Below are 26552 nucleotides of genomic sequence, written 5' to 3' on the forward strand. Positions count from 1 at the left end.
CCTTAGCCTGCCTGCTCTGGGTTCCACCCGCGGACCGCACCGTCAGGCAAGAGGTTTTTGACGATCAACGAGCAGTCCTTATCCCCCAGCCCTTGGGCAATTAGCTCATCAAATTGTTCCCGGGCTAGTGTCGCCGCCGGCAAGCTCACCCCGGTGCTTTCCCCGGCATCTAAGGCAAGGCCGATATCTTTGCGCGCTAGATCCGCACGGAAGGTGGCCTCAAAATTATTGTTGGCCGCGGCAGTGTCGATAATGTCCGGGACCGGGTACCAGGTTTGTTGCGCCCAGGATTTGCCCGACGAGACCGAAGCGATCTCCCAGAACACCTTGGGATCCAGTCCGAGCTTTTCGGCCAGCTGAGAGCCTTCGGCGCTAGCCATCAGATCAATAAAGAGCATCATGTTGTTGCAGATCTTGGCGGCAATGCCCATAGTGGCCGTACCTGCGATGATGGTCCGCCCACTCATCGGGGCAATATAGTTGGTTGCCCGCTCCATGAGTTCTTGCGCACCGCCAAGCATGAAGGCCAGGGTTCCTGCAGCTGCCCCGGAAATGCCACCAGAGACTGGGGCATCAACAAAGTTCAAACCACGTTGGGTAGAACCTTCATGGATATAGCGTGAAGTTTCGATGTCCACGGTAGAGGAATCAATGAGCAACATGTCCTTGGTGGAGTTGGCCCAGATTCCTGCCTCACCTTCATACACCGAGCGCACGTGCTGCCCCTTGGGCAGCATAGTGAAGACTACTTCGGCACCATCAATGGCTTCGAGGACCGAACTGGTGATCTGTACCCCGCCTTGGGCCGCGGTATTGCAGGCATCCTCGTTGAGATCAAAGCCCAGCACCTGATGACCTGCTGCAACGAGGTTGGCGGTCATCGGTCCGCCCATATTGCCTAGACCAATCCATGCGTACGTGCTCATCGAATATCCCCTCACCATTGAGTTTTGTCTTCTCAAGCCAGAGTAGGTTGCTCTGCTAGGGGCACTCAATGTTTGGGAGCAATCTAATTGCGCATGGGCAGTGTGCGCTGGCGCACACTGCCCATGGCAGACTGGTTCTATGGACCGTCAGATCGATTACCGCCACCTCGAATCCCTCATTGCTTTGCTCACCGTGGCACGCTTGGGTCGCTACACCGCAGCGGCAGCTGTACTCGGGGTGAACCACTCGACAATCTCCCGGCGCATCGACGCCCTGCAAAAGGCCATGGGCGGCCACCTGCTGACACAGACACCCAACGGTTGGGAACTAACGGACCTCGGACGCCATGCCATGGCCAGTGCCGAGGCCATCGAGCAGGCGGTAGCAGCGATCAGCACCGAGGACGATTCCCCAGCGCTCGCCGGTCACGTGCGCTTGGCAGCGCCTGATGCGTTCAGCGCTCATCTTGCTGCCCCTGCTTTGGCTAAGTTGCAGGCCCGTCATCCGCAGTTGGTTTTTGAAATTGTTTCGGAAACCACGCGTGCGCGGCAGACTCGCACCGGCATGGATTTGGAAATAGTCATTGGACAGCCCAACGTCCGTAAAGCGGCTTCCACAAAACTCATGGACTATGAATTGCGACTATACGCTACCGCCGAATATCTAGAAGTCCATGGAACTCCGCAACAACTTTCAGAGCTGGCTAGGCATAGCCTGAACTACTACATCGACACCGCTCTGACCGTGGACAAGCTCGACGAGGCGACCAGTCATCTACCGCCTATGCGGCGAGCAATTTCCTCGACCAGCATTGCCGTGCAGTACGCAGCAACAATGAATCATGCTGGTCTCGGATTACTCCCCGTTTTCTTATCTAAGCATTACCCGAATCTGATTCCGGTGCTGCACGATCAGTTCAGTTATCTCTCGGAATATTGGCTTGTCGGCCGCGAGGAAGCTCTGCGCAGCAAGGCCGTGCAGGCGACCGTTCGAGCGCTGAATGATGCAGCAGCCAATGGGGATTGGTTTATTCTTCCGTTCCCTGAGCAGGCTCCCAACTAAGCACCGCTTCACACAGCTCTGGCACGCTGCGCGAACTATCAAGGCGCAGTACAGGGCAATTCAACGTATCCAACCACGCTTCATGTTTAGCCCGGTTTCGACCGTGAAATTGTGGATCGTCGTAACTTTGGGACCAGTGCATAAATTCGTCAAAGGCAGCACTGTCGATATCCTCCCCCTCACGACGGATCAATTCGCGTTGCCTGGTCCGGCTGAGGCGCACCGCAGGGTCCAAGGACAAAAAGACCACGGCATCACATTGTCGTAAGACCAAATCTGCCCACCCATTAACCGAGCCTGATAAGACCCAGGCGGCGCGTGGCACAAACATGCTAAGCATCAGATCCACCCGATCTTTGACGGGCCGTGCTTGAACGTAGGGCGGATCGCTGGGGAGCCAGAAGTAGTCATCCGAATCAGCATGAGGCACCGACCAAGCAGTGGCCACGGCCCTACCTAGCGTCATTGTTCCTGATCCGCTGGCGCCCACAATATACAGTCGGCACGGTTGCATCTTTTTCTCCTTGGACGTGTTTTTCCCAGACGAAAAGTCTACGCCCGCACCCCGGAAAGCTCCGCTGGGTTCTCCGCACCTACGCACCTACGCAATAGAAAAACAGAAGGTGGCCAGCTCTGTGATGAACTGACCACCTTCTTGGCTATCGACGAAGCTGTTACTTCTGCATCTTCAAATGCTTTGCTACTTCAACCTCACCATCAGTAGCCAAACGGTCCGCTTCGTCAATGGCACTCAAGTCAGTTCCCTTGGTTTCACGCATGAAGAAGACTGCGACCAAGGTGACCAGTGCTGCGAAGACAATGTAACCAGCCACCGGAACCCAAGATCCGTAGACCTTCAGTAGCCAGGTAGCGATGATCGGTGCCATGGAACCGGCCACGATCGAGGTGACCTGGTAGCCCAAGGAAACACCTGAGTAGCGCATGCGGGTTGGGAACATTTCAGCCATGATGGCTGGCTGGCCAGCATACATCAGTGCGTGTATCGCAAGTCCCAGCACGATAGCGGCAAGGATGATGCCAAGGTTGGCAGTGTTGAACATTGGGAATGCCACTACACCCCAGACCATCATGAGGATAACGCCAGTGGCATAAACCGGACGGCGCCCGCGGGTATCGGTGAAGCGTCCAACCAGCGGAACCAAGATTGCGTGAATGACGTGGGCAATGAGCATCAGGCCCAAGATGGTTGAGGTCACCATCTTCAACTGAGTGGCCATGTAGGTGATCGAGAAGGTCACCACCATGTAGTACATGATGTTCTCACCAAATCGCAGTCCCATTGCGGTGAAGACGCCGCGTGGGTAGCGCTTGAATACTTCTCCGACACCATAGCCGACGGCAGCATTCTGCTCCAGCTCAGCTTTTGCTTCTTGGAAAATTGGTGCGTCCGAAACACGAGTACGAATGTAGTAGCCAACAATGACGATAATTACTGAAAGCCAGAAACCGATACGCCAACCCCAGGCCAAGAAAGCTTCGTCGCTCAAGGTGGAAGACAGAACCAACAGCACCACGGTTGCCAGCAGGTTTCCGACTGGAACAGCAGCTTGTGGCCAGGAGGCCCAGAATCCACGTTCCTTACTCGGAGCATGTTCGGCTACTAGCAGCACCGCGCCGCCCCACTCGCCACCCACAGCAAATCCCTGAAGGAAGCGCAAGGCGACCAGCATGATTGGTGCTGCGTAGCCAACTGAATGGAAGGTCGGCAGGCAGCCCATCAAGAAGGTCGTTGCACCGACCAAGACGATGGCCACCTGTAGTAGGTGCTTGCGACCGTACTTGTCGCCAAAGTGTCCAAAGACAATGCCACCGATTGGCCTAGCGATGAATCCCACCGCGTAGGTGAGGAAGGCTTTGATGATGTTGTCGAGGTCATTGCCGTTGTCTGGAAAGAAGATCTTGTTGAATACCAAAGTGGCGGCGGTGGCATAGAGGAAGAATTCATACCACTCGACCACAGTTCCTGCCATGGAAGCCGCTACTACCCTGCGCAATCCTTTGCGTTCAGATTTTGTTGACGTTTCACTGGCCACGATTTATTTCCTAACGCCCTTGCCAGTCACCCCATCGGAACCAGCTTCACCAGAGAGTATGACCCGGATCACATCGCCAAAGATAGTCGCAACGGTGCATAGTAGGAAACAGATTGTGCACATTCGGCGTGCTTTTTTGCACAGGCCATCAAGTTCTTCAGGAGGTCCCGTGGCGATAAACGTGAATTTGCGTGGTGTACAGATGGATGAACAAACCAGATGCGCTCACTATCATCAGCTCAACGACGTGATTGCGCTCAAGCACGCCTGCTGCGATACCTACTACCCGTGCCACCTCTGCCACGCCGAATTGGCTGATCATCCGGCCCAACTTTGGCCGGCAGATAAGTTTGATCAACCCGCGGTTCTCTGCGGGGTTTGCCGCTGCGAACTAAGCATTGATGAATACCGTGCTTCATCTTCATGCCCGCACTGCCAAGCGCTACTCAACCCAGGCTGCAAACTCCACGAAAACATGTATTTCGAATTGTCGTCTTAGAAGTCTTCGGCAGCTTCAGGCTGCCGAGGAATAACCAATACGGGGCGCAGCTGTTTGTGCGCCAAGGTGACGGCAATGGAGCCGTCAATGATTTCAGTCATTCTGTTGCGCAAGCCAGCTCTTCGAGTACCGACAACAATCATTTGAGCATCAAGTTGCTCGGCTACTGCGCTGAGCACCTTTGCTGGGTCGCCGGCAACTGTGTAGGTTTCGAATTCGACACCAGTAATCACCGAGGAAATCTCCCACGCTAGTTCCTCTGAGACTTTGCCCGCCGAGGTTAACAGGTCTCCGGCGGCCAACTTTTGCGTCATGATCCGTCCAGAGTCTGCATAAACGCACACCAGACGTGCATGCAATTCTCTCGCCAGCTTTCCAGCGGCCGCCAACACGGCTGCATTCATTCCAGGTTCCACACCCAAAACCATCGTGCCCATCAGCTGTTCCTGCTTTCTAACGAACCGGTATTCACCAAAAATCCCGAACTAAAGTTGCGTCAAATCAATCTGCACATCGGCCAAACGTTCCGCGTCGATGTTCCGCCCCACCAGCGTCCGCAACGTATCGTTGACGTCCCAAATATTCACGTTGGCCGCAGCAGTCACCGTCTGGCCGTGCTGCCAGAATATAATGAATTCTCCAGATTCAGTATCTCCACGGATCACCGTTGTGTCATCCGGTGAACTGTGGCCAACATATTCCATACCCAGATCAAACTGGTCTGTAAAGAAGTACGGCAACCAGTCAGAGGACTCATCAGCGCCGGTGAGCGTTGCGGCGGCCAGCTTCCCTTGGCGTATTGCGTTATCCCAGTGTTCTACGCGCAGGTGGCGATCGAGATGTGTGTTAAAAGCTTGGGCAATATCTCCCACTGCGAGAATCTGTCGATTACTACTTCGTAGGCTCTGGTCAACAACTACGCCACCGTCCACGTCCAACCCCGCAGTTTCAGCCAGTTCCAGATTCGGAACCGCACCCATCGCTAGGATTACAACGTCAGCACGGGAGGATCCAGCATCCGAATACACTTGCAGATGCCCGTCCGCTCGTTCGATGCCCTGTACCCGTGCTGTACGCACATCGACACCGTGACGTTGATGTAGCTCCAAGAGATAGTTTCCGAAGCGCTCGCCAAAAACCTTGCTCAGCGGAACGTCGGTAGGCGAATACACGGTGACCCGCGCTCCGCTCTGACGCGCCGAGGCAGCGACCTCCATACCAATCCAGCCAGAGCCGACCACGGCTACTTGCGTTCCTTCAGTGATGTCCTCACGCAGAGACTTTGCGTCATTCAGCGTCCGCAACACGTGCACACCAGGCAAGTCATAGCCGGCAATCGGAGCCTCTTTCCCGAGGCTGGCCCGCGATCCGGTGGCTAGAACCAGATGGTCATAGCTCACCGAATCGCCATCCGCTAGCAGTACTCGTTGCTGTTCCGCTTCAATGCTGATCCCGGCCACACCCAGACGCAGAGTAACCCCATGTTCGGAGTACCAAGTGGAGTCATGAACGATGAAGTCCGCTGGCTCTTCCTTGCCTTGCAAGAAGCCTTTAGATAACGGCGGACGTTCATAAGGCAAATCGGTTTCATCACTGATCAAAGTCAGCTTCCCGGAATAACCACGCTCACGTAATTCGCTCACGACGCTTGCAGCGGCTAAACCCCCACCAAGGACAACGATCGATTCCATGCTGCACCCGATTCCTCGACAACCATGTACCTCGATACTCACACCCGGACGCTGTGCTTGGCAAGGACTTAATCGACTCACTCAGAGATTGATCATGTGTCCAGTAAGCCCGTGGAAACTTTCCTGCAAAGCTTCTCCCAACGTCGGGTGAACGTGCACGTTACGGGCAAGTTCGGTCGCGGTCAGATCCCACTTTTGAGCGAGCGTGAGTTCTGGCAACAGCTCAGCCACATCGGCACCGATCAGGTGTGCGCCGAGCAGCTCACCATACTGGACATCGGCAATGATTTTCACGAATCCTCCGGGTTCACCCAGGCCGTGCGCCTTTGCGTTGGCGGTAAATGGGAACTTAGCAATTTTCAGCTCGTGGCCGTCATCTCGCGCTTGCTGTTCAGTTAGCCCGAAGGAGGCAACCTGCGGCTGCGAGAAGGTCGCACGTGGCATCATCCGGTAGTCTCCCAGCGTCTGGGTTTCTGCGCCGGCGATGGTTTCCGCTGCCACGACGCCCTGGGCCTCAGCCACGTGGGCCAGCTGCAGCTTTGCGGTCACATCTCCAATCGCGTACAGGTGTGGCACATTGGTGCGCATGTAGTCGTCGATACCGATGGCACCGCGATCGGTCAATGTGATGCCCGTATTTTCCAGCCCATAGCCATCGGTGCGTGGAGCAAAGCCCACGGACATTAGCACCTTGTCCACAACGATGCTTTTGGGTTCAGCACCCTTCGGTGTATAGGTCACGGTCACTAAGGATCCATCATCTTCGACGGTATTCACCGAGGCCGAGGTGAGCAGGGTGATACCCAACTTCTTATACTGCTTGGCGATCTCTTTGGAAACTTCTGGATCTTCATTGGGTAGAGCCCAGTCAAGGTATTCAATAATCGTGACCTCGACTCCATAGTTGGCAAGGACATAGGCGAATTCCATCCCAATGGCTCCGGCACCGACGATCACCATGGAGTTTGGCAGTTCTCGGGAAAGGATCTGGGACTCGAAGGTCACAACGTTCTTACTTAATTCCACCCCTGGCAGCAGTTTCACAGTGGAGCCCGTTGCAATGATGGCGTTGTCAAAAGTGACGGTTTGGCTTCCGCCCTCGGAGAGCTGAACCTGAAGGGTGTGAGCGTCGCTGAAGCTACCCAGTCCGTTGATCTCGGTGATGCCGTTTTTCTTCATGAGGAAGTGCACACCTTTAACTCTTCCCTCGGCTACGGTGCGACTGCGGTCAAAAGCGACCGAGAAATCAAAGTCCACCTCTCCGCGGATGCCGAACTGTTCAGCCTGATGAGTGAAGGTGTGAGCAAGTTCAGCGTTGCGCAGCAGGGCCTTGGAAGGAACACAGCCCACATTAAGGCACACCCCACCCCAGTACTGCTTTTCAATGACGCCCACCGATTTGCCCAGTTGCGCGGCACGGATAGCGGCGACATAACCACCGGGGCCTGCGCCGAGAACGACAACGTCAAAGTGATTAGTGCTGGTGTTCATGGAAGTTCTCCTTTAGATACAGATTTGTTTCTCTTGGCAAGATTGCTGCGATCTGCTGTTCAACGTTGGCGCGGATGACAGGCAATGAGTCATCTAGGTACATGGTGGCCGTTGCAGTGACATGGACTATCGAGGTGATCACACGAGCGAGTATCGCTGCGTCAAGGCCAGCGTACTCCGAGAGCACCTTTCGCATTCCTTGTTCCCAACGCTGGGCATGGGCCAGTCCCTCGGCTCGATGAGGTTCTGCGGGGTCGCCAAAAACTAGCTCATGCATGTAGGTGCGACCATTTTCTGGATGCTCTCGAATACAGGTCAGCACCGGGTCTATCAGAGCCATGAGGTCTCGAACGGGGTGAGGCTCCGGCCCCTTAATCAAGGTGTCGGCAGCCAGCCCTTCTTCGATTGCGGTGGCGAATTTTTGGTTCTGCACCATAATCAAAAGCTCCGCTTTGGTTCCCGCATAGAGGTACAGGGTTCCGATAGCGATATCTGCTTTGTCAGCAACCTGTTGCGTTGTGACACTGTTGATTCCCTCTTTAGCGAGCAGGTAGCTGGCTGCGGACAAAATTCGCTTAAGTTTTTCTTCTTTAGCCCGTTCCCTGCGACCACGGGGAGCATAGACAGACTTCATATTTCCTCCCTTGACAAAAATATCTGAGTTTGCTCATAATTGAGTAAACTCGGAAGCATGGAGATGAAAACCTTTCATCCTCACAGCGAACAAGGCAGGAAGCACACAGCGCAATTGACAAAGCAACCTAACGAAGATCACGGTGCCACAGCATCGCTTGTTGCTACGGAAAATCGCACGGTGGATGCCGCCGGGGCACAATTCATCTACCGCGAACTTGGTAATGCTCAGGATGAGAGCTTGCCCCTGGTCGGGCTGACCCATTTGGGCGCGAACCTCGATAGCTGGGATCCAGAACTCATCGGCCCCATCGCCGCCACGCGACGAGTCATCCTGATTGGCTACCGCGGCGTGGGGTGCTTCTACCGGAACACCGCAAGATAATTTCGAGGCCATGGCTCAAGATGCGATAGCGACCATCCGAGCATTAGGCCTAGCTCAAATTGATCTATTTGGGCTCTCCATGGGCGGGATGGTGGCACTGGAAGTCCTACGCCAAGCACCCGAATTAGTGAACCGCGTAGTCTTCGCCGGGACCGGACCGCAGAGCGGTCCTGGACTGACGCAAATGACCAAGACTTTCATCCGCGGTGTCCTACGTGGGGCAATCACTTTGGTCAACCCCACCTCCGTCTTGTTTTTCACAAAAACTGACAACGGCAAGCAAGCCGCCAAAGAGTATCAGGCTCGGCTAATGCTCCGGTCCACCGGTCGTGACAAGCCGGTAGCGCCAAACGTATTAGTGGCCCAGCTACACGCAGTCAAGCGTTGGGGCCAAGCAACGCCCGTGACCTTGGGGTTCGCTGGCCCCGTACTAGATTTGCACGGCGATTCTGACGCAATGGTCTTCCCAGAAAATACCGAAGCGCTCAAGCGGGTACTCCCCCAAACGCAGGTGCAGATCTACCCGGACGCCGGGCATGGTGTTGTCTCCTAACACCGTGCATCAATTTCACAAACCATCACTAAATTCTTGAGTCGCTGACCGAGCGACGTTTCGACAAATATCCATACACCAGCCAAGAGGAGCACGTAACATGCGAGCATTCGCTATCGATAAATACAAAGGTACGCTCAGCGAGACCAACGTTCCCGAGCCATCCCTCGGCGAGCACGACGTACTGGTGAAGGTACTGGCAGCTGGCGTGAACCAGCTGGACGAAAAGATTCGTGAAGGCGAATTCAAAACCATCCTTCCCTACGAGACTCCGCTAGTCCTTGGCCACGACGTTGCCGGTACTGTCATCAGTGTCGGCTCCCAGGTCCGCGGATTCAAAGTCGGGGACACGGTCTACGCTCGCCCCCGCGATTTCCGCGTTGGCACCTTTGCCGAACGCATCGCCATCGATGAGGCCGACGTTGCTTTGGCTCCAACCACCATCACTATCGCAGAGGCCGCTTCGTTGCCGTTGGTTGCGCTCACTGCATGGCAGGCCCTAGTAGTCCGCGCAAATATTCAGCCGGGACAGAAGGTGCTGATCCATGCTGGCGCCGGTGGCGTTGGCTCAATCACGATCCAGCTCGCCAAGCACCTCGGTGCGTATGTGGCCACTACTGCGTCTGCCAAGAATGCCGACTTTGTCCGCGAGCTGGGTGCCGATGAAGTTATTGACTACCGCAACCAGGACTTCGAAAAGGAGCTCTCCGGATACGATCTAGTGCTCGATTCACTCGGCGGCGAAAACCTGGAGAAATCACTGCGTATCCTGCGTCCGGGCGGCAAGGCCATCGGCATCTCAGGACCACCAGATCCTGCCTTCGCAGCTAAGGCGGGTCTGAACGTAGTGTTCCGTTTGGCCGTCACCGCGTTGAGCGCCAAAATCCGCAAGCAGGCCAAGAAACTTGGGGTCAGCTACGAGTTCTTGTTCATGGATGCCAGCGGCGAACAGCTGCGCGAAATCGCCAAGCTCATCGACAATGATGTGCTCAATCCGGTAGTTGGCAAGACCTTTGAATTTGATCAGGCACCTCAAGCTTTGGAAGCTCTAGCCAAGGGTGGCGCCCGAGGCAAAGTTGTTATCCTCGGCGCCTAGTTCTCATACCATTTAGCATTCCCCAAGCTCAGGAGGTGCAGAAATCATGTCCACAAATGAACCAGTCATCACTTCCTACGCGCAAGCACCGGCAAAAACCATCAGTGCCGGTGGCGTCAATTTTGCCTACCGCGAGTTGGGCCCAAAGGGCGGCATCCCGGTTGTCTTTTTTGTCCACTTGGCAGCAACCTTGGATAACTGGGACCCACGCATTGTTGATGCCATCGCAAAAAACCGCCACGTTATCACCTTTGATCAGCGCGGCGTAGGCGCATCTTCTGGCACAGTTCCCGACACCTTGGAGGCAGCCGCTGACGATGCGTACAACTTCATTACCGCACTGGGCTACGACAAGATCGATATCTTCTCGTTCTCTATGGGTGGCTTCATCGCTCAGGACCTAGTGGTCAAGCACCCAGATCTGGTGCGGAAATTGGTGCTCACCGGCACCGGACCACGTGGCGGCCGGAACATCGACAAGGTGGTTGCGGTGACCTACTGGGACATCTTCCGCGCCACCATCACCCGCTCAGATCCTAAAGAATTCTTGTTCTTCGAACGCAACAAGGAAGGCAAAAAAGCTGGCAAGGCTTTTGTGGAGCGTTTGAAGGAGCGCACCGTTGACCGCGACAAGGACATCGCATTTAAAGCGCTGCAAACCCAGCTCAAGGCCATCGTGAAGTTTGGCCGTTCGACACCTTCAGATCTGTCAAAGATCACCATCCCAACTTTGATCGCCAATGGCGATCATGACCGGATGGTTCCATCGATCCTTTCGGTAGACCTACACCAGCGCATCGCCGGATCCGAACTGATCATTTACCCGAACTCCGGTCACGGTGGCGTCTTCCAGTACTGGGAGAAGTTCGCGCCGGTCGCCGCCGAGTTCCTGTCCGAGTAGTCCCGTTTTCTTCGCAAGAATCAATTGGAAGGCATGAAAATGAGTGAGAAAGCAAAACCAGAGGTCGCTAAGCACTTCACTTCATCGATCTTGCTGTGGATGCGCAAGGACCAGCCACGCCAAACCGGCATGGACTATTGGAAAGGCCCCCATTCGGGGATTATCGCCAATACTCCGGGCTTGACCGAATATCGGCAGATTCATCTGGCAGAAGCTAATCCTGGACGGTGGCCAGCCCGCCCGTCCTTGGAGACGCTCACTCCCGAGGATCGGAAGATTGACGGCATCGCCGAAGTAACCTTTGAAAATGCTCTGTCCCCTTTGGCTGGGCGCGAGCAAACTGCATTGGCCTTTGCAGACGAGGTTAATGTCTTCCGCCGCACCTTGCTCTACGCCGGACCTCCGAGTTCGTCCCGGTGGTACGACGTGGCTCCTGGGTCCCATCCGGGATCTCGCGCAGTGCTGTACCTACGCCGCGGCAAGGACACCGGCACGGTGGCCTTCCATAAGTTCGTGAAGAAAACTTTGGTACCAGCTCTAGTAGAGACCGGGGTGCTTACTGAACTTCGCACCCAGGTATTTCTACCTTGGAGTCAGAAGCTGTGGGATACCCCAAATGTGGCGCACGATAATCCTGAGGACCAGCATTTACATGCTTCGGTGATTCTTGGCTTTGTTGACGACGAGGCGCGTGAGAAATTTTTCGCTGGAGGTCAGGCTGCCAATCTTTCGGAGCTAATTGCGCCTTTTACCTCGGCAGTTCACGCCTACGATGTGGAAACGACACTGCGCTACGTAAAGGGTGGCGAGATTCTCGCAGCACCCGAATCCTAGCCGCCCGGCAAACTGCTAAGGCCTGCGCCATTCGGTCAGTCCAACCCACTGACCGAATGGCGCAGGCCTTAGTGCACTGCTTGATTGCCTCAGCTTAGCTTGGCAGTATCGAGGAAATTTGGGTGCGAAGTCGCCCCATGATTTCCGAGTTGCTGGACTGGGCATTGACCGTCGCAGACAATTCCAAGAACATGATCGATGAGATCACCGAAGCAAAACTCTTTGCCTGATCCTGCGGCATATGGGAGCGCTCGACTAGAAGGTCCGCCGTCGCCGCTTGAGTCTGCTCAACGATAGCTAAGGCTTCAGCGTGGTGAGGTTCTTCCGGATCTCCAAAAACCATCTCACGCAGGTAGGTACGGCCATTTTCTACCTGGACGCGGTTACATTCAACAATTGGTTCAATAAAGGCCAGAATTCCATCCAGCGCAGTGGAGGACTTATTCGCTGCCGACAATCCGCGTTCCAGAGACTGCGCATAGTGCAGATTTTGCACCAGCAGTAGCAGTTCGCCTTTGTTCTTGGCATACAGGAATAGTGTACCGGTGCCGATATCGGCAGCGTCGGCAATTTGTTGTGTGGTCACTTCGTCTACGCCGTACTTGGCGAAGAGCTTACTGGCGGCCGCGGTGATGCGTTCAAGCTTTTCCTGCTTGTTCCGCTCACGCCGCCCTAGGGGCTGGGACGCCACTGACATTTTTTATCCTCCGGGAATAAACTATGACTACACTCAGTTTTGATTATAGTCACCGTTTGCTGGGGTTGGAAATTTACACCTTCCATTCTTCCACGATGGCGTGAGGCAACAAGGCCTCAACCCTAGGACAGTGCCCACAATTAGTAGATAAGGAAACCGCTCGTTATGACTTCCCCGTCCCTTTGGCAGCCGTTCACTCTCGGCCGGATCGAACTCCCCCACCGCCTTGCTTTGGCGCCGATGACCCGCAACCGCTCAAATGCAGACGGCACCCCGGGCGAGCATGTCGCACAGTACTACGCACAGCGCGCATCCCTCGGCTTGGTTATCACCGAAGGAACCCAGCCATCGGCTGACGGCCAGGGCTACTTCAACACCCCAGGCATCTACACCGAAGAGCACATCGCAGGCTGGCGCAAGGTCGCTGATGAGGTTCATGCTGAAGGTGGGCACCTGTTCATTCAGCTCATGCACGCTGGCCGCTCGGCTCACCCGGATAACACCCCACATCATCGTCAGCCGGTAGCGCCGTCAGCGATCTCCGCCGAGCAAGAGATCTTCACCCTTGAGGGTCAAAAGCAGACTCCCGTGCCACGCGAACTGAGCCGCGAAGATATCCAAGAAGTCATTGGCGAATTCCGTCACGCAGCTGCTTCGGCCATCGCGGCTGGAGCTGACGGTGTAGAAATCCACGCCGCTAACGGATACCTGTTGCACCAGTTCCTGGCCCCAAATGCCAACGAACGCACCGACGAATACGGTGGCTCGGTAGAAAATCGTTCACGCTTTGTCGTTGAGGTCGCTCAGGCGGTTGCCGAAGAAATTGGAGCGGATCGCACCGGCATCCGCATCTCGCCTGCTTTCCCACTCGGAGGCCTGTTCGAGGGCGAGCCAGCAGATGTCCATGCCCAGTACCAACACTTGGTCGGAGAATTGGCCAAACTGAATCTGGTATACCTGCACGTTCATCACTTGGGCGATGACGTACTACTGTGCTCCTTGCGCCAGTCTTGGCCAACGGCCGTGCTGGTAGTGCGCTATGGCCGCGAACGCGAAACTATCGGTGCGGACATCGAGGCAGGATTGGCAGATATCGAACCACTGGGACGCATTGCCCTAGCTAACCCAGATGTTGTTGAACGCCTGCGTACCGACGCACCGGTTAATGATTTGGACCCAGCCACACTCTATGTCGGTGGAGCAAAGGGCTACATCGACTACCCAACCCTGGCCCACGCCTAAAACCAACAGAAACAAATTCACAAAAGAAAGTAGGAAGCATTCTCATGACTTCACTTAAAGATGCAGTTGTTCTAGTCACCGGCGCAAACGGCGGAATCGGTGGCCACTTTGTCCGCGAAGCTCTGGCCCGTGGCGCAGCCAAGGTCTACGCCTCAGCCCGCAACCCACAAGTTTGGGATGACGAGCGTGTTGTACCGCTGACCTTGGATGTCACCGACTCGGCGTCCATCAAGGCCGCCGTCGAAGCTGCACCAGATGTCACAGTGTTGATCAACAACGCCGGCGCCTCGACAAGCACCTCGGCGATTCTGAGCCACAGCGACGAAGAAATCCGTGCCAATGTTGAGACGAACTTCTTGGGCCCACTGTTCCTGGCTCGTGCCTACGCTCCACTGCTGTCAGCCAAGGGTGGGAACACCGCAATCATCGATATCCACTCGGCTCTGGCTTGGTATGCGGTCGCCGGAATTTACTCGGCTACCAAGGCAGCCCTCTGGTCCGCAACCAACTCGCTTCGCCTGGAACTGCAGCCTGCAGGCGTGCAGGTAGTCGGCGTGCACGTAGGTTGGGTTGATACCGCCATGGCCGCTGCAAGCACCGATCCAAAGCTGGATCCAGCAGTGCTGGTGACCAAGGTACTTGATGCTACCGAGGCCGGAGAGTTTGAAGTTCTTGCTGACGAAACCTCCGTACAGGTGAAGTCCGGTCTGTCGGCACCATTGGAAGCTCTCTACCCACAATTGGCACAGGGCAAGTAATAAGGCAAGTAAAAACAGCCAAGTAAAAGCTCGCTGGGTATTCGGTGGCGAGCGTGGTGACATGTCGGGCCCTGCTTGTACAGTACGAAGCACTCGCAGGTGCAACGTCCACGAACCAGCAAGGAGCCCGACATGTTCAGCAAAAACTCTCCACGCTCAGCAGCCACCGAAGTTCCCGACCGCTTTGTGATCATCTTTGATTCGGCGGATCCGGCAACCCCGGGCATCGCTGCCGAAGCTCGCGAGCAGCAAGTTCCTCAACTGCTAACCGAACAGGGCTACTCCATCAGCGAGTACTTCCCAATGTTGGGCATCGCGGTGGTCACCAGCAAAGCTGACCAGCTTGATAATTTCCGCCAACGCTGCGCAGGCCACCGATTGCCAGCCGAGGTGGTACCCGAACTGATCTACCGCATCCTTCCGGATGCTGTAGCCAAGGACAGTTTCACCGACACGGGGCAGTTCACTTGGGGACTGCAAGCTGTGGGCGCAGATCTCAGCTCTTACACCGGCAAGGGCATCAACCTCGCGGTTCTGGATACCGGCTTTGATGCTAACCACCCGGATTTTGCCGGACGCAACGTCACCACCAAATCCCTGGTGGACGGCGAAGATGCTGCCGACAGCCACGGTCATGGAACCCACTGCATCGGCACCTCCTGTGGACCACGCACTCCTGAGCAAGGCCCGGGTTATGGCGTGGCCAGCGAGGCGAATATCTTTGCCGGCAAGGTGCTCGGCGCCGACGGCTCAGGTTCTGACTCCAATATCCTCGCTGGCATCAACTGGGCGCTGGAAAACAAGTGCCAAGTCATTTCAATGTCTCTGGGCGCCGATGTAAAAACCGTGCACCCGCCCTATGTCACCGCAGGCCGGCGCGCCTTGGAACTAGGATCTTTGATCGTGGCCGCCGCCGGCAACAATGCCCAGCGTTCAGCGGGAAACCCCGGCTTTGTAGGTGCACCAGCTAATAGCCCGTACATCATGGCGGTGGCCGCGGTGGACTCAAAACTGGCGGTTGCTGACTTCTCGGCCCAAGCGATCAGCACCGAGGGCGGCGAGGTGGACATTGCCGGTCCTGGTGTAGATGTTTATTCCTCTTGGCCAGGCTCCCGGCGCTACAACACCATCAGCGGTACCTCCATGGCGACCCCGCATGTGGCTGGACTTGCTGCACTGTTGGCAGAATCCACCGGGTTACGTGCCCAAGAACTGTGGGACAAGTTAGTCCAAGAGGCTCGCAGCCTGTCCTTGCCTGCCACCGATGTGGGTGCCGGCCTGGCCCAAGCCCCCACCAGCGCAGAAAGCTAGGCTCATGTCCGACTCTGAATTACCGGTATATGTCATCACGCTCGCCGAAGGCATTGAAGCCACCGGCGCGGTGAGTGAACTTGAATCTCACGGTTTACAAGTTAAACGAGTGCTCGCTGCCCTGGGCCAAGTTATTGGTCAGGGCAGCGAGCAGGTTGCTACACAGTTACGTGGATTAGATTCCGTGCAATCGGTGGATGCCCAACGCACCTACCGCGCACTAGACGAGTAGCCCGTCCAGGCTAACCCGGCTAGATCGATTCGGTACGAAATTCGATCATCGCATCAATGAGCCAACGCGTGGTGTGCTCGGTGAAGGAAGCTCGCGGCATGATCCGCCAGCTTTCTTCACCGGTACGCCAGAGCAATACTGGAATGTTAGCCAGTGATGTAGTGATCGCGTGATTCACCGCAAATGCTCGTGGATGAAGATCTGCCGGACAGCTCTTGCGTAGCACCAGCGGGGCTCTAGCGCCGGTAAGTTCCAGCACGCTGCGGTTGGCCGAAAGGTCCACTACCTGTCCTGGATTTTCCCCTAGAGCTTGATCGAGTTTAGCCGCCAGTTGCGCATCCTCCGGGGCCGCCACCAAGAACTCGTCCGGGCCCAACCAGAGCACTGCCACGGTATCCACTTCACCACGCACCTCTCCGACCTTTTGAGGCAAACCCACACCGGTAGCTGTTGCCACGGCGTCAAAGCCAGCACTGCCCGGTGCACAACGCACCGAGACCTTGGTGCTGAAGGCAACTTCACTCAACGACAATGCGCCGGGCACCGAAGCGTCAGCCATTTCTTGGTACAGGTGCGCTGCAGGGGACACACGTGTTTCATTTTTGATCAAAGTGTCATTAGCCATCTCGACGGCTTCCTTCCGGGTCAAAGAGGACGGTTTCACCGATGGTGACCTCAACAAGCTGGCCATTTACCGGGGTTCGCAGGGTTTCACCAATGCGGTTGCGCCCATTTTTGATTAGCGCCAAACCAAAGGTTCGACCCAATGCAGCCGAGTTGTAGGAGCTGGTGACCCAGCCGTCCATTGGGGTGATCCCCTCGGCGGCCAGTTCCTCCACCGATACCAGTGCTGCACCTTCTGGCAAGAGTAGGTTCTTATCTACCGGCAACACCGAGACCAGGTGCTTGCGGTCCTCGCGCTGGTTATCTGCTCGTGAGTAGGAGCGGTTACCGACAAAGTCCTTAAGCTTGGAAACAACCCAATCCATACCGGCATCTTGCGGGGTGACCGTACCGTCGGTGTCCTGACCGACAATAATGAAGCCCTTTTCTGCACGCAGTACGTGCATGGTTTCGGTGCCATAGGGGGTGATACCAAATTCTTGGCCGGCCTCGTACACGTCCTGCCAAACCTTGAGTCCATGCCAAGCCGGGATGGCAATTTCAAAGGCTAATTCTCCAGAGAAGGAGATGCGCGATAGTCGTGCTTCAATCCCGGAATCCAGCACGATGTCTTGGAATGCCATGAACTTAAAGGCTTCGTTGGAGACATCAACGCTGGAGGCGAGCTTGGCGATTACTTCGCGGGACTTTGGCCCCACTACTGCTACGGTGGCTAGCTGTTCGGTCACCGAGGTGCACACCACGTCCAGCTCTGGCCATTCGGTCTGCAACCATTCTTCCAACCAGTCCAGTACCGCCGCCGCGTTACCGGTGGTGGTGTGCATCAAGAAGCGATCTTCAGCCAAACGCAGGGTTACACCATCATCAAAGATCATGCCGTCGGGCTTGCACATCACGCCGTAGCGCCCCATGCCAACCTTGAGCTTGGTGTAGCCGTTAGTGTAGATGCGGTTCAAGAATTCTGCGGCGTCTGCTCCGCGAATTTCAATTTTGCCTAAGGTGGTGGCATCAAGCATGCCCACCGATTCACGTACGGCCTTGGACTCACGGTAAACCGCGGTTTCCATATCTTCGCCGGCTTGTGGGTAGTACCAAGGGCGCTTCCACTGTCCGACATCTTCAAATTCTGCACCGTGCTCTACATGCCAGGAATGCATTGCGGTCAACCGTGCAGGATCCAACTGATCCCCGCGGTTGCGTCCAGCCAAGGCGGCAAAAGCCACCGGGGTGTACGGGGCACGGAAGGTGGTGGTGCCAACGGTGGCCGGGTTTTCAATGCCCAGAACCGCAGCAATCACACCGATGGCTGCCACACCGGATGTCTTGCCCTGATCATTAGCGGTGGAGATCGAGGTGTAACGCTTGATATGTTCCACCGACTGCATGCCAGCGCCTGTAGCGCGCAAGACGTCAGCTACCGTCTGGTCACGTTGCAGGTCCACAAAGTGGAACTTGTAGTTGGCTGCGTCATCACCAAATCGTGAGGGCACCAGCCAGACCGGACGGCTTTCGCCCATCGTTGTATCCAGGGCTTGTGGCACCCGAGCAATGGTGTCAAAACCGGCAGCACTCGCTGCGGCTGCACCGGTGGCAGCACCCGTGGACAAGGCACTAGCGGTATCAAGTAGTCCGGTCACGGCACCAGCCAAATGCTGGTTGGCTACCGCGTGGCCGGGGACAAAAGCATGAATGTTGGTATTCCAGTCCAGCTTGCCCTGACGCTGCGAATGCAGGTGCACTACCGGGTTGAAGCCACCGGCCACAGCCAGCACATCTGCATCAATACGGGTCACTTCGCCCAGCTCACGCTGTTCATCTAAGGTGGCAACAAAGATGGCTGAAAGCTCCCCATCCTCATTGGCTTCGGTATCAACCACAGCAGAACCCGAGATGACTTGCACCCCGTCGGCTACCGCTTGGGCAGCCGCTGCGGAAATGCTCTGCCGTGCATCAATGACTGCCACCACTGAACCGGAGGCAGCTAATTCGCTGACCAATTGGTAGGCCGAGTCATTGGTGGTGAAGACCGCGATCTTATCCCCTGCACGAACCCCGTAACGGTTCAGGTAACTGCGCACCGCACCGGCAAGCATGATGCCCGGACGGTCATTGTTTTCAAATACCACCGGGCGCTCGTGGGCGCCTGTAGCCAGCACGACCTGTCCGGCACGGATGTGCCAGATGCGCTCGCGGGAAACACCGGCCGCTGCCGCAGCATCTAGGTGCACAGTGCGACGTTCAACTGCCACCAGGTAGTTGGCATCATAGGATCCAAAAACCGTGGTGCGCTGTAGGTGCGTGGTTTCCTCGGCCTGGGCCAATTCACCGACCACTTCGCTGATCCAGTCGGTGGAATCCTGTCCATCGATCTGCTCGCCGGCAGTATCCAGGAGTGTGCCGCCAGCTTCGGGGCGCTCATCGAGCAGCATCACCCGGGCGCCGGAACGCGAAGCTTCACGCGCTGCGGCCAAACCAGCAGGACCTGCACCAACCACCAGAACATCGGTGTGTACATGAACGTGGTCATAGTAAGCAGTGTCGGTATTGGGATCCAGCACACCCAAACCGGAGAGCAGGCTAACGGCTACGCCCTCGGTGACCGAGACGGTCGTTGCCGGAAGCATGGATTCGTTGATGTCTGCTTCATGACGAGCAGCCACGGTAATCAGTGCATTGGGCTCTTCTACCCCGGCGGCCAGGATGCCACGCGGACGCTTCAGGTAGAGCGAAGGACCACAGGCACGAATCTGGTTGGCCAACATCGCACTGGCGACGGTGTCTCCGCGGTAGGCGGAGATCTGGTGACCATCGATGCTCAAGTTCAGCGGTTCGTCTCGGTTGATCCGGGCACGTGAGCTGAGTTCTTCGCTCAGACGTTGCGGCTTGCTCATCGGGTGCCTCCTTGAAGCTGCTGGATCTCAGGTTGCGCCTCACCGGCGCCATAAACGGCCAAAAATTCGTAGCTGACGGTATCGCGTAGGGCGTTGAACCACTTGCGGCAGCCACCGGAGTGGACCCAGCGTTCGGCAAAAATGCCTTTTTTATTGCCTCGGTAGAACAGGTAACGAGACCATTCTTTGTCGCTTAGCTCGGCCGGGTTTTCTGGATAGGCAACGTGTGCTTCTCCGCCGTAGCCGAATTCGTTTTCATTGCGTGGCCCGCAGTGCGGGCAGTCAATTAGCATCATGGTGGCTGCTCCTAGTGTGCGACGGCTGCCGCGCCGTGTTCATCGATCAGGTGGCCGGTTTCAAATCGTTCCAAGCTAAATGGGGCATTTAGCGGATGGGCCTCATCGTGGGCGATGGTGTGTGCCAGCGTGAAGCCAGCACCCGGGGTGCCCTTAAACCCTCCGGTGCCCCAGCCGCAGTTCACATACAGGTTCTGGATTGGGGTCTTGGAAATAATCGGTGAGGCGTCCAAGGTGGTGTCCACAATGCCGCCCCAGGTACGCAATACGTGGGCTCGGGCGAAGATTGGGAAGAGCTCCACGGCCGCTGCCATCTGCTCTTCAATCACGTGGAATGCACCGCGCTGACCGTAACCGTTGTACGAGTCAATGCCTGCACCCATCACCAGTTCACCCTTGTGAGCTTGGGAGACGTAGACATGGATGTGGTTGGACATGACTACCGTGGGGTGTACCGGTTCAAAGAGTTCAGAGACCAGTGCCTGCAGTGGGTGAGACTGGATGGGCAGTTCAAAACCGGCCATTTCGGCCAGTACCGAGGAGTGCCCGGCTCCAGCTAGTGCGACCTTGCCCGCGTTGATGGTGCCGCGGGTGGTCTTCACTCCGGTAACCTTCTCGCCATCCTTGATGAAGCCGGTGACTTCGCAGTTCTGGATGATGTCTACGCCCAGCTCATTGGCTTTGCGGGCGAAGGCCCAGGCAACGTGGTCGTGCTTGGCGATACCGGCGCGTGGCTGCCAGGTAGCGCCCATGACCGGGTAGCGGATGTTGTCGCTGGTATTGATGATGGGGCAGGCTTCCTTGACCTGGGATGGGTCAAGCCATTCTGCGTCTACCCCGTTGAGCTTATTAGCTTCCACACGACGTACCGATTCGCGTACGTCGCCTAGGGTGTGAGCCAGGTTTAGAACACCGCGCTGGGAGAAGAGGAAGTCGTATTCCAGATCTTCGGGTAGTTGTTCCCAGAGTTTCAGTGACTTTTCGTAGATGCCAGCCGATTCATCCCAGAGGTAGTTCGAGCGGATGATGGTGGTGTTGCGGGCCATGTTCCCGCCAGCCAACCAACCCTTTTCTATGACTGCCACGTTGGTGATGCCGTGGTTCTTCGCCAAGAAGTACGCAGTAGCCAAGCCGTGGCCACCTCCGCCGACGATAACTACGTCATAAGACTTTTTAGGGTCCGGGTTCGCCCACAGGAACTCCGGGTGCTCAGGTAGCAGATCAGCCACAGTGAATCTCCAATCTCCGCCAGGACCATTTCAATGTATGAATTGCCGACAACTGATATATCAATCTGCAATTCACTGTATGATAGAAAACGAAACCCGGTCAATGGGTTGGCGAAAATTACGTGGATGCTACGCACAGCAGGAGGACTTCAGTGAGTGAATCTCTCTCAGATCGCGCCTACCAGATACTGCGCGACCGTTTAATCATGTTGGACATTGCTCCAGGTGAGCCGATCAATGAGGCTGCCTTGGTGCAAGAACTGAACATCGGGCGCACTCCCCTACGCGAAGCTCTCAAGCGCTTGGAAGTTGACCATCTAGTTCATTCTTATCCGCGTCGCGGAACCTTTGCCACGCGGGTGGACATCACTGAACTTGCGGCCATCACCGAAGTCCGCCTTGCCCTAGAGCCACTGGCAGCTGATCGCGCGGCAGCATTAGGCGGCGGATCGTTACGTGCCCAGATTGAACAGACCCTGCACGCCATTACGAACTTCAAGGGTGATGAGTCACGGCGCACGCTGATGGAAAATGATTTGGCCGTACACCGGCTGATCTACCAAGCTGCAGCAAACCATCACATGGAAGAGACGCTGATCAGGTTGGACAACCTAGCTACCCGCATCTGGTGCCTGACCTTGGACCGCTTGCCGAGCATTGAAGAACACATCGCTGAACATCAGGCGTTGTTACAGGCCGTACTGGATCAAGACTCATCTACCGCCAGCGAGCTTGCCCGCGAACATATCGCCAGCTTCGAGTCTTCGGTGCGCGCAGTACTCTAGGTTCCGCCTGTCGGTGCCTCTCACCTGCCTCGCGTGAACCATCCATTCTCTTGGGCCCCTCGCCACGATTTCGGGTTCATCATGGGAAGCGATCAAGCAGGATCACTAGCGACGGTCTGGAAAGTCTCCTTCGTAGTCATTCCATGTACCTGCTAGTTCTTGCATCGCCCATAGCTGGTGCTCCACAGAAGCGTCTTTGCCCGCAAAGTCCATGACGATGTAGTTCATTGTGAACCCGTCCTGAAGCGTATCGCCGAATTCCTTGGCGCGGTCTTTGCTCTCGAATCGAAAATAGTTGGCCTCTGTGGTGCTGTAGCTTTCAACGCAATCCACCGATGCTGCGCAGGCAATTTCAGTATTTTCTTCCGGCTGAGTCGTGACATCTACTGATCCCTGGCTGTCGGAGTTTACAAGCTCCTGCAGAGTCAGAGCACGCTGCGGGTCCGCTATCGAACACCCAGCCAACGATGGCACAGCGAGAAATACTGCGCCTAAAAGGACGAGACCCGAGCGTGAATTCATTCTTTTATTTCAACCCTTCACTTGGGAAGTACATCCTACTTGCGGATGATTTACCCCGAGCAACGAGTGTTTTTGGCATCCTCCATACACAAAGAATCCGATGCCCGAGGCCAGCGTTGAAGGTCCTACGAGTTGACCAGATGAGGTGAGCGAAATACTTGCAAGCAAGACACCTGATACTAACGCCGCAGGCACAACACGACGATCTTTCATCTCAACCTGCTTTCCATTCTGTTCTGGTAAAGCTTGCACGCTGCATCGTTAGATGCCCTGTCGATTGCGCTCAGCCTTGGCGCATGACCGAACTCGTTCGAGGTTATGTTACGGCGCTGGCTCCAAGAGCGTGGATTCATCGTATGCCTGCTGAGCTCCGAGTTCCAGCATTCGACGTCGCTCCTGAAATTTTCAAATCAAGTGAGACCATCAAGTCTTTGGCCAACGTCTTTTTCCCTTTGCCCCGCTTGAGCGGTTCGTCAAGCCAAGCCACTTCATACATCAGCATTTTTCTTCGGTAACCAGTACTTACTGAACCACTCTGAATGCTCCGCCCATATCTGACCCAACACCGTCAGTCGCTGGTCATCCACGTGCCCAGGCATCCCGAAATGCGCGTCAACAGGAGCACGAAAGCCCAGAACTGGATGGCGATGCACAGTGTTAAACGCATGATCAAACCGACCCATGAAACCTCGCACATACTCCAACGGACCGAACTTTTCTGAGAAGGCGGGCAAACAGTTCAATATTTCGCCAAGGCCTCTTTGATGCACCCAAAAATGCATTCCTTGGTCGGCTTAGCATCCCGTTACGCTGTTGAATTTGAGCATCATGAGACTGCAAAAACCCATCTCTAACGTAGGGGTAACACGTTAGAAACAAGCGACTGACCACGAGTTTTCGCGGTCTGACCTGCATTTATAAAACTTTCCCCCATTTAGAGAATATTTTTCTTGACAGTGACAGAGTGCACCCATAACCTGAATGCAACGTCGTTGCAATGAGTGCAACACAACCAATATTCTTTGCGGGTCGCCCTAGACCGACGTCCACGCAACGAAGGCGTAGTTCTTCCCCATACATTTGATGACTGATCAGGAGCTGGACCAATGACAACCATGAACGTCACCACCAACATCACCGAGTTGGCTCGTCTGAAGACTCTGCACAATGGCATTAAGCAACAACTGACGTTTTCGGATGCAGAGTTTGAACGTCGGTTGGACGGGCTTCGCCAGATCATGGCAGCCAAGGCCTTAGACGCGGTCATCCTGACTAGTTACCACGGCATCAAGTACTACTCTGATTTCCTCTACACGACATTCGGGCGCAACTACGCCTTAGTTGTCACCGCGAACAACTCGACCACGATCACCGCCAACATTGACGCCGGCATGCCATGGCGCACCAGCTACGGCGAGAACATCGTCTACACAGACTGGAAGCGCGACAACTTCTATTTTGGTCTGCAAGAGGCCCTCAAGCGCGATGGAGTAAAGGCTTCACGCATTGGTGTGGAAGATGACTTCCTACCTGCTCTAACCCGCGACAAGATTGCTGCCGCGTTCGCTTCAGCAACCTTGGTTGATATCTCGCAAGATGCCATGCGTCAGCGCATGATCAAGTCAGCAGAGGAAATTGAGGTTATCAAGCACGGTGCGCGTATCGGTGATCTTGGTGGCGAAGCCATCAAGGCAGCCATCCGTGAAGGTATCAGCGAGTATGAAGTTGCCTTGATCGGTACCGAAGCTATGGTGCACGAAATCGCCAAGACGTTTCCCCATCGCGAAGTTCGTGACACGTGGGTCTGGTTCCAGTCTGGAATCAACACCGACGGTGCTCACAACTGGGCGACTACTCGCAAGCTGGAACGTGGAGATATCCTCTCGCTGAATTGCTTCCCGATGACTTCGGGCTATTACACCGCGCTGGAACGCACGCTCTTCCTCGGCGAGCCAGATGCACGTTCCTTGGAACTTTGGAACATCAATGTTGAGGTACACAAACGTGGTTTGGAACTGATCAAACCCGGCGCAGTCTGCAAGGACATCGCAGCGGAACTCAATGAGATCTATATTTCCCACGGACTGCTGCCCAACCGTACTTTCGGTTACGGTCATTCCTTCGGAGTCCTCTCGCACTATTACGGTCGAGAAGCCGGTCTTGAACTACGCGAGGATATTGAAACAGTCTTGGAGCCAGGAATGGTTGTTTCCATGGAACCAATGATCACGGTGGCTGATGGCCAACCGGGAGCTGGTGGTTACCGCGAACACGACATTCTGGTGATAGGTGAAGACAACAGCGTCGAAAACATCACCAAATTCGGCTTCGGCCCGGAAAACAACATCATCTAAACCAATGAGCCTTCCGCAATGGTGGGGTGGGAACAGCAGCCCGCCCCACCATTGCTTTATCAGGCAACACCGTCAAGAAACTAGGATCCAAACTTTTTCGGCACGACTTCCAGAGGATTTTCACCATGAGCCCCCTACGCAATACTCATCGCAGTGCATCTCTTGCCACTGCTCAGAGCGCATCCACCACTTCCGAGACAGGTTTGATCGATACGCAAACACGTCGCAAGGTGGTCATGGCCAGCTTCATAGGCAACTTTGTGGAATGGTTCGACTACGCCGCCTATGGATATTTGGCAGTCACTATCGCAGCGGTATTCTTCCCCACCGAAGACCCCAAAGCCTCGCTACTTATGACTTTCGGTGTCTTCGCGATTTCCTTCCTAGTACGCCCAGTTGGCGGTTTCATTTGGGGTCACCTCGGCGACAAGATCGGTCGCCGATCCGCACTGTCCTTGTCAATCTTGCTGATGACAGGAGCAACTTTCTGCATCGCTTTGCTGCCGGGCTATGCGTCAATTGGTTTCGCTGCTCCGTTATTGCTTCTGTTGCTTCGTGTGGTCCAAGGCTTCTCAGCCGCAGGTGAATACGCGGGAGCTTCGGCATTCCTTGTCGAGTACGCACCAGGTAACCGGCGCGGGCTTTATGCTGCGGTTGTCCCGGCAAGTACTGCGGCTGGATTGCTCCTGGGTTCATTACTTGCTGCCGGACTAACCAGCTTGCTCTCCACTGAGGCAATGGAATCCTGGGGATGGCGCCTGCCATTCTTATTGGCAGCACCCATGGGGCTGATCGGCCGCTACATCCGCACCAAGCTGGAAGACTCACCGACTTTCCGCGAAGCGTCCAGAGGCGTTGAACATGAAGGTTCACCGGTGCGCTCACTGTTGAAGAACCACTGGCGACAGCTATTACTCGCTGCTGGTGCAGTTTTGCTTAACGCTGTTGGGTTCTACGTGATCTTGTCATACATGCCGACCTATCTATCCCAAGAATTAGGCTTGGATGCAACTCGGTCTTTCTTAGCAACAACCATCGCTCTGGTTACCTATGTCGGATTCATTTTCCTCACAGGAATGCTCTCTGATCGTTTTGGACGCAAACGTGTCTTGATCACTGCTTCAATCTTGTTTGTACTATTGACGGTTCCTGCTTTCATGGCTCTTGATTCAGGAAGCTTCCTAGCCATCGTCTTGGTGCAGATCCTACTAGGTGCCATGTTGACCTTGAATGACGGAACCCTGCCAAGCTACTTGGCTGAAATGTTCCCTACGAAGGTCCGCTATACGGGCTTCGCAGTTTCCTTCAACGTTTCAAATGCATTGTTCGGCGGCACCGCACCTTTTGTAGCCACACTACTTATTTCCGCCAGTGGAAACCTACTGGCACCAGGATGGTATTTGATGGCAGCGGCCGTAATCTCATTGATAGCTGTCCTCTGCTCGGCCGAGACCAGCCGCAAACCTCTGGGATAACCGTAGGATA

Annotated in this window: 27 protein-coding genes; 14 read left to right on the top strand and 13 right to left on the bottom strand. The window is 55.5% G+C overall.

Annotated elements, in window-relative coordinates:
• Window positions 1-2: 2 nt before the first annotated feature.
• A complete protein-coding gene (mmsB, locus tag ACT3RW_RS13950) occupies window positions 3-926 on the bottom strand; it encodes a 3-hydroxyisobutyrate dehydrogenase (RefSeq protein ID WP_262199419.1) in 924 nt (307 codons plus the stop codon).
• A gap of 139 nt (window positions 927-1065) precedes the next feature.
• Here mmsB and ACT3RW_RS13955 point away from each other — a divergent pair, with 139 nt between their 5' ends.
• Window positions 1066-1989, top strand: coding sequence for a LysR family transcriptional regulator (locus ACT3RW_RS13955; protein WP_131089069.1), 924 nt, complete (start codon window positions 1066-1068; stop codon window positions 1987-1989).
• Here ACT3RW_RS13955 and ACT3RW_RS13960 read toward each other — a convergent pair.
• Window positions 1955-2503 (bottom strand): hypothetical protein, encoded by a 549-nt coding sequence (locus ACT3RW_RS13960; protein ID WP_444614148.1) that lies wholly within the window; start codon window positions 2501-2503, stop codon window positions 1955-1957. The genes ACT3RW_RS13955 and ACT3RW_RS13960 overlap by 35 nt on opposite strands.
• Before the next feature lie 160 nt (window positions 2504-2663).
• Complete coding sequence (locus ACT3RW_RS13965) at window positions 2664-4043, bottom strand: MFS transporter (protein ID WP_278184784.1); 1380 nt, start codon at window positions 4041-4043, stop codon at window positions 2664-2666.
• Window positions 4044-4212: 169 nt separating this feature from the next.
• Here ACT3RW_RS13965 and ACT3RW_RS13970 point away from each other — a divergent pair, with 169 nt between their 5' ends.
• Window positions 4213-4542 (top strand): CHY zinc finger protein, encoded by a 330-nt coding sequence (locus ACT3RW_RS13970; protein WP_444614149.1) that lies wholly within the window; start codon window positions 4213-4215, stop codon window positions 4540-4542.
• On the opposite strand, the gene ACT3RW_RS13975 is transcribed toward ACT3RW_RS13970, so the two are convergent.
• From ACT3RW_RS13975 to ACT3RW_RS13990, 4 genes are all read right to left on the bottom strand, one after another.
• On the bottom strand, window positions 4539-4979 hold the full coding sequence (locus tag ACT3RW_RS13975) for a universal stress protein (RefSeq protein ID WP_131089071.1): 441 nt from the start codon (window positions 4977-4979) through the stop codon (window positions 4539-4541). The genes ACT3RW_RS13970 and ACT3RW_RS13975 overlap by 4 nt on opposite strands.
• Window positions 4980-5027: 48 nt before the next feature.
• Complete coding sequence (locus tag ACT3RW_RS13980; RefSeq protein WP_444614150.1) at window positions 5028-6233, bottom strand: NAD(P)/FAD-dependent oxidoreductase; 1206 nt, start codon at window positions 6231-6233, stop codon at window positions 5028-5030.
• Window positions 6234-6314: 81 nt separating this feature from the next.
• Window positions 6315-7724, bottom strand: a complete 1410-nt coding sequence (lpdA, locus tag ACT3RW_RS13985) for a dihydrolipoyl dehydrogenase (protein WP_444614151.1) — start codon at window positions 7722-7724, stop codon at window positions 6315-6317.
• Window positions 7708-8358 (bottom strand): TetR/AcrR family transcriptional regulator, encoded by a 651-nt coding sequence (locus ACT3RW_RS13990; protein WP_131089074.1) that lies wholly within the window; start codon window positions 8356-8358, stop codon window positions 7708-7710. The genes lpdA and ACT3RW_RS13990 overlap by 17 nt, the downstream gene beginning before the upstream one ends.
• A 114-nt stretch (window positions 8359-8472) precedes the next feature.
• On the opposite strand from ACT3RW_RS13990, the gene ACT3RW_RS13995 reads away from it, so the two are divergent.
• The 5 genes from ACT3RW_RS13995 to ACT3RW_RS14015 all read left to right on the top strand — a co-directional run bounded on the left by ACT3RW_RS13995 (window position 8473) and on the right by ACT3RW_RS14015 (window position 12126).
• A complete protein-coding gene (locus ACT3RW_RS13995) occupies window positions 8473-8742 on the top strand; it encodes an alpha/beta fold hydrolase (protein ID WP_444614152.1) in 270 nt (89 codons plus the stop codon).
• Between the two features lie 10 nt (window positions 8743-8752).
• Window positions 8753-9295, top strand: a complete 543-nt coding sequence (locus ACT3RW_RS14000; protein WP_444614153.1) for an alpha/beta fold hydrolase — start codon at window positions 8753-8755, stop codon at window positions 9293-9295.
• Window positions 9296-9395: 100 nt separating this feature from the next.
• A complete protein-coding gene (locus ACT3RW_RS14005; RefSeq protein WP_444614154.1) occupies window positions 9396-10391 on the top strand; it encodes an NADP-dependent oxidoreductase in 996 nt (331 codons plus the stop codon).
• A gap of 46 nt (window positions 10392-10437) precedes the next feature.
• Window positions 10438-11292, top strand: coding sequence for an alpha/beta fold hydrolase (locus ACT3RW_RS14010; RefSeq protein ID WP_444614155.1), 855 nt, complete (start codon window positions 10438-10440; stop codon window positions 11290-11292).
• A gap of 39 nt (window positions 11293-11331) precedes the next feature.
• Complete coding sequence (locus ACT3RW_RS14015) at window positions 11332-12126, top strand: strictosidine synthase (protein WP_444614156.1); 795 nt, start codon at window positions 11332-11334, stop codon at window positions 12124-12126.
• 94 nt (window positions 12127-12220) lie between these two features.
• On the opposite strand, the gene ACT3RW_RS14020 is transcribed toward ACT3RW_RS14015, so the two are convergent.
• Window positions 12221-12823: a TetR/AcrR family transcriptional regulator gene (locus ACT3RW_RS14020; RefSeq protein WP_444614157.1), complete on the bottom strand. Its 603-nt coding sequence runs from the start codon at window positions 12821-12823 to the stop codon at window positions 12221-12223.
• A gap of 165 nt (window positions 12824-12988) precedes the next feature.
• Between ACT3RW_RS14020 and ACT3RW_RS14025 the strand changes: the two genes are divergently transcribed.
• The 4 genes from ACT3RW_RS14025 to ACT3RW_RS14040 all read left to right on the top strand — a co-directional run bounded on the left by ACT3RW_RS14025 (window position 12989) and on the right by ACT3RW_RS14040 (window position 16366).
• Complete coding sequence (locus ACT3RW_RS14025) at window positions 12989-14065, top strand: alkene reductase (protein WP_444614158.1); 1077 nt, start codon at window positions 12989-12991, stop codon at window positions 14063-14065.
• Window positions 14066-14109: 44 nt separating this feature from the next.
• A complete protein-coding gene (locus ACT3RW_RS14030; protein ID WP_444614159.1) occupies window positions 14110-14823 on the top strand; it encodes an SDR family oxidoreductase in 714 nt (237 codons plus the stop codon).
• 132 nt (window positions 14824-14955) lie between these two features.
• Window positions 14956-16134: a S8 family serine peptidase gene (locus tag ACT3RW_RS14035; RefSeq protein WP_444614160.1), complete on the top strand. Its 1179-nt coding sequence runs from the start codon at window positions 14956-14958 to the stop codon at window positions 16132-16134.
• A gap of 4 nt (window positions 16135-16138) precedes the next feature.
• Complete coding sequence (locus ACT3RW_RS14040) at window positions 16139-16366, top strand: hypothetical protein (protein WP_131089082.1); 228 nt, start codon at window positions 16139-16141, stop codon at window positions 16364-16366.
• Window positions 16367-16385: 19 nt separating this feature from the next.
• Here the strand turns inward: ACT3RW_RS14040 and ACT3RW_RS14045 are convergent, their stop codons facing one another.
• The 4 genes from ACT3RW_RS14045 to ACT3RW_RS14060 are packed head-to-tail and all read right to left on the bottom strand — an operon-like array spanning window position 16386 to window position 21406.
• Window positions 16386-16991 carry a sarcosine oxidase subunit gamma gene (locus ACT3RW_RS14045; protein WP_444614161.1) on the bottom strand — a complete coding sequence of 202 codons (606 nt, stop codon included), beginning with the start codon at window positions 16989-16991 and terminating at the stop codon, window positions 16386-16388.
• The gene (locus ACT3RW_RS14050) at window positions 16984-19881 is read right to left on the bottom strand and encodes a sarcosine oxidase subunit alpha family protein (protein ID WP_444614162.1); all 2898 of its coding nucleotides are present in this window, start codon (window positions 19879-19881) and stop codon (window positions 16984-16986) included. The genes ACT3RW_RS14045 and ACT3RW_RS14050 overlap by 8 nt, the downstream gene beginning before the upstream one ends.
• Window positions 19878-20177: a sarcosine oxidase subunit delta gene (locus ACT3RW_RS14055; RefSeq protein ID WP_262199408.1), complete on the bottom strand. Its 300-nt coding sequence runs from the start codon at window positions 20175-20177 to the stop codon at window positions 19878-19880. The genes ACT3RW_RS14050 and ACT3RW_RS14055 overlap by 4 nt, the downstream gene beginning before the upstream one ends.
• A gap of 11 nt (window positions 20178-20188) precedes the next feature.
• Window positions 20189-21406 (bottom strand): sarcosine oxidase subunit beta family protein, encoded by a 1218-nt coding sequence (locus ACT3RW_RS14060; protein WP_262199407.1) that lies wholly within the window; start codon window positions 21404-21406, stop codon window positions 20189-20191.
• A 152-nt stretch (window positions 21407-21558) separates the two neighbouring features.
• Here ACT3RW_RS14060 and ACT3RW_RS14065 point away from each other — a divergent pair, with 152 nt between their 5' ends.
• The gene (locus ACT3RW_RS14065) at window positions 21559-22191 is read left to right on the top strand and encodes a GntR family transcriptional regulator (protein ID WP_444614163.1); all 633 of its coding nucleotides are present in this window, start codon (window positions 21559-21561) and stop codon (window positions 22189-22191) included.
• 105 nt (window positions 22192-22296) lie between these two features.
• Here the strand turns inward: ACT3RW_RS14065 and ACT3RW_RS14070 are convergent, their stop codons facing one another.
• The gene (locus ACT3RW_RS14070) at window positions 22297-22713 is read right to left on the bottom strand and encodes a hypothetical protein (RefSeq protein ID WP_262199405.1); all 417 of its coding nucleotides are present in this window, start codon (window positions 22711-22713) and stop codon (window positions 22297-22299) included.
• Window positions 22714-23819: 1106 nt separating this feature from the next.
• Between ACT3RW_RS14070 and ACT3RW_RS14075 the strand changes: the two genes are divergently transcribed.
• Together ACT3RW_RS14075 and ACT3RW_RS14080 are read left to right on the top strand one after the other, a co-directional pair.
• Window positions 23820-25067 (top strand): aminopeptidase P family protein, encoded by a 1248-nt coding sequence (locus ACT3RW_RS14075; RefSeq protein WP_444614164.1) that lies wholly within the window; start codon window positions 23820-23822, stop codon window positions 25065-25067.
• A 236-nt stretch (window positions 25068-25303) separates the two neighbouring features.
• Window positions 25304-26542: an MFS transporter gene (locus ACT3RW_RS14080; RefSeq protein ID WP_444614651.1), complete on the top strand. Its 1239-nt coding sequence runs from the start codon at window positions 25304-25306 to the stop codon at window positions 26540-26542.
• Window positions 26543-26552 lie beyond the last annotated feature (10 nt).

The organism is Glutamicibacter sp. AOP5-A2-18, assembly GCF_052446055.1.
GTDB lineage: Bacteria > Actinomycetota > Actinomycetes > Actinomycetales > Micrococcaceae > Glutamicibacter.

Coding starts and splice junctions, on each gene's coding strand:
- mmsB (WP_262199419.1), bottom strand. CDS start 926: ATGAGCACGTACGCATGGATTGGTCTAGGCAATATGGGCGGACCGATG.
- ACT3RW_RS14045 (WP_444614161.1), bottom strand. CDS start 16,991: ATGGCTAATGACACTTTGATCAAAAATGAAACACGTGTGTCCCCTGCA.
- ACT3RW_RS14050 (WP_444614162.1), bottom strand. CDS start 19,881: ATGAGCAAGCCGCAACGTCTGAGCGAAGAACTCAGCTCACGTGCCCGG.
- ACT3RW_RS14040 (WP_131089082.1), top strand. CDS start 16,139: ATGTCCGACTCTGAATTACCGGTATATGTCATCACGCTCGCCGAAGGC.
- ACT3RW_RS14055 (WP_262199408.1), bottom strand. CDS start 20,177: ATGATGCTAATTGACTGCCCGCACTGCGGGCCACGCAATGAAAACGAA.
- ACT3RW_RS14020 (WP_444614157.1), bottom strand. CDS start 12,823: ATGTCAGTGGCGTCCCAGCCCCTAGGGCGGCGTGAGCGGAACAAGCAG.
- ACT3RW_RS14005 (WP_444614154.1), top strand. CDS start 9,396: ATGCGAGCATTCGCTATCGATAAATACAAAGGTACGCTCAGCGAGACC.
- ACT3RW_RS13990 (WP_131089074.1), bottom strand. CDS start 8,358: ATGAAGTCTGTCTATGCTCCCCGTGGTCGCAGGGAACGGGCTAAAGAA.
- ACT3RW_RS13955 (WP_131089069.1), top strand. CDS start 1,066: ATGGACCGTCAGATCGATTACCGCCACCTCGAATCCCTCATTGCTTTG.
- ACT3RW_RS13975 (WP_131089071.1), bottom strand. CDS start 4,979: ATGGGCACGATGGTTTTGGGTGTGGAACCTGGAATGAATGCAGCCGTG.
- ACT3RW_RS14000 (WP_444614153.1), top strand. CDS start 8,753: ATGGCTCAAGATGCGATAGCGACCATCCGAGCATTAGGCCTAGCTCAA.
- ACT3RW_RS14075 (WP_444614164.1), top strand. CDS start 23,820: ATGACAACCATGAACGTCACCACCAACATCACCGAGTTGGCTCGTCTG.
- ACT3RW_RS14035 (WP_444614160.1), top strand. CDS start 14,956: ATGTTCAGCAAAAACTCTCCACGCTCAGCAGCCACCGAAGTTCCCGAC.
- lpdA (WP_444614151.1), bottom strand. CDS start 7,724: ATGAACACCAGCACTAATCACTTTGACGTTGTCGTTCTCGGCGCAGGC.
- ACT3RW_RS13980 (WP_444614150.1), bottom strand. CDS start 6,233: ATGGAATCGATCGTTGTCCTTGGTGGGGGTTTAGCCGCTGCAAGCGTC.
- ACT3RW_RS14080 (WP_444614651.1), top strand. CDS start 25,304: ATGGCCAGCTTCATAGGCAACTTTGTGGAATGGTTCGACTACGCCGCC.
- ACT3RW_RS14030 (WP_444614159.1), top strand. CDS start 14,110: ATGACTTCACTTAAAGATGCAGTTGTTCTAGTCACCGGCGCAAACGGC.
- ACT3RW_RS14025 (WP_444614158.1), top strand. CDS start 12,989: ATGACTTCCCCGTCCCTTTGGCAGCCGTTCACTCTCGGCCGGATCGAA.
- ACT3RW_RS14070 (WP_262199405.1), bottom strand. CDS start 22,713: ATGAATTCACGCTCGGGTCTCGTCCTTTTAGGCGCAGTATTTCTCGCT.
- ACT3RW_RS14010 (WP_444614155.1), top strand. CDS start 10,438: ATGTCCACAAATGAACCAGTCATCACTTCCTACGCGCAAGCACCGGCA.
- ACT3RW_RS13960 (WP_444614148.1), bottom strand. CDS start 2,503: ATGCAACCGTGCCGACTGTATATTGTGGGCGCCAGCGGATCAGGAACA.
- ACT3RW_RS14015 (WP_444614156.1), top strand. CDS start 11,332: ATGAGTGAGAAAGCAAAACCAGAGGTCGCTAAGCACTTCACTTCATCG.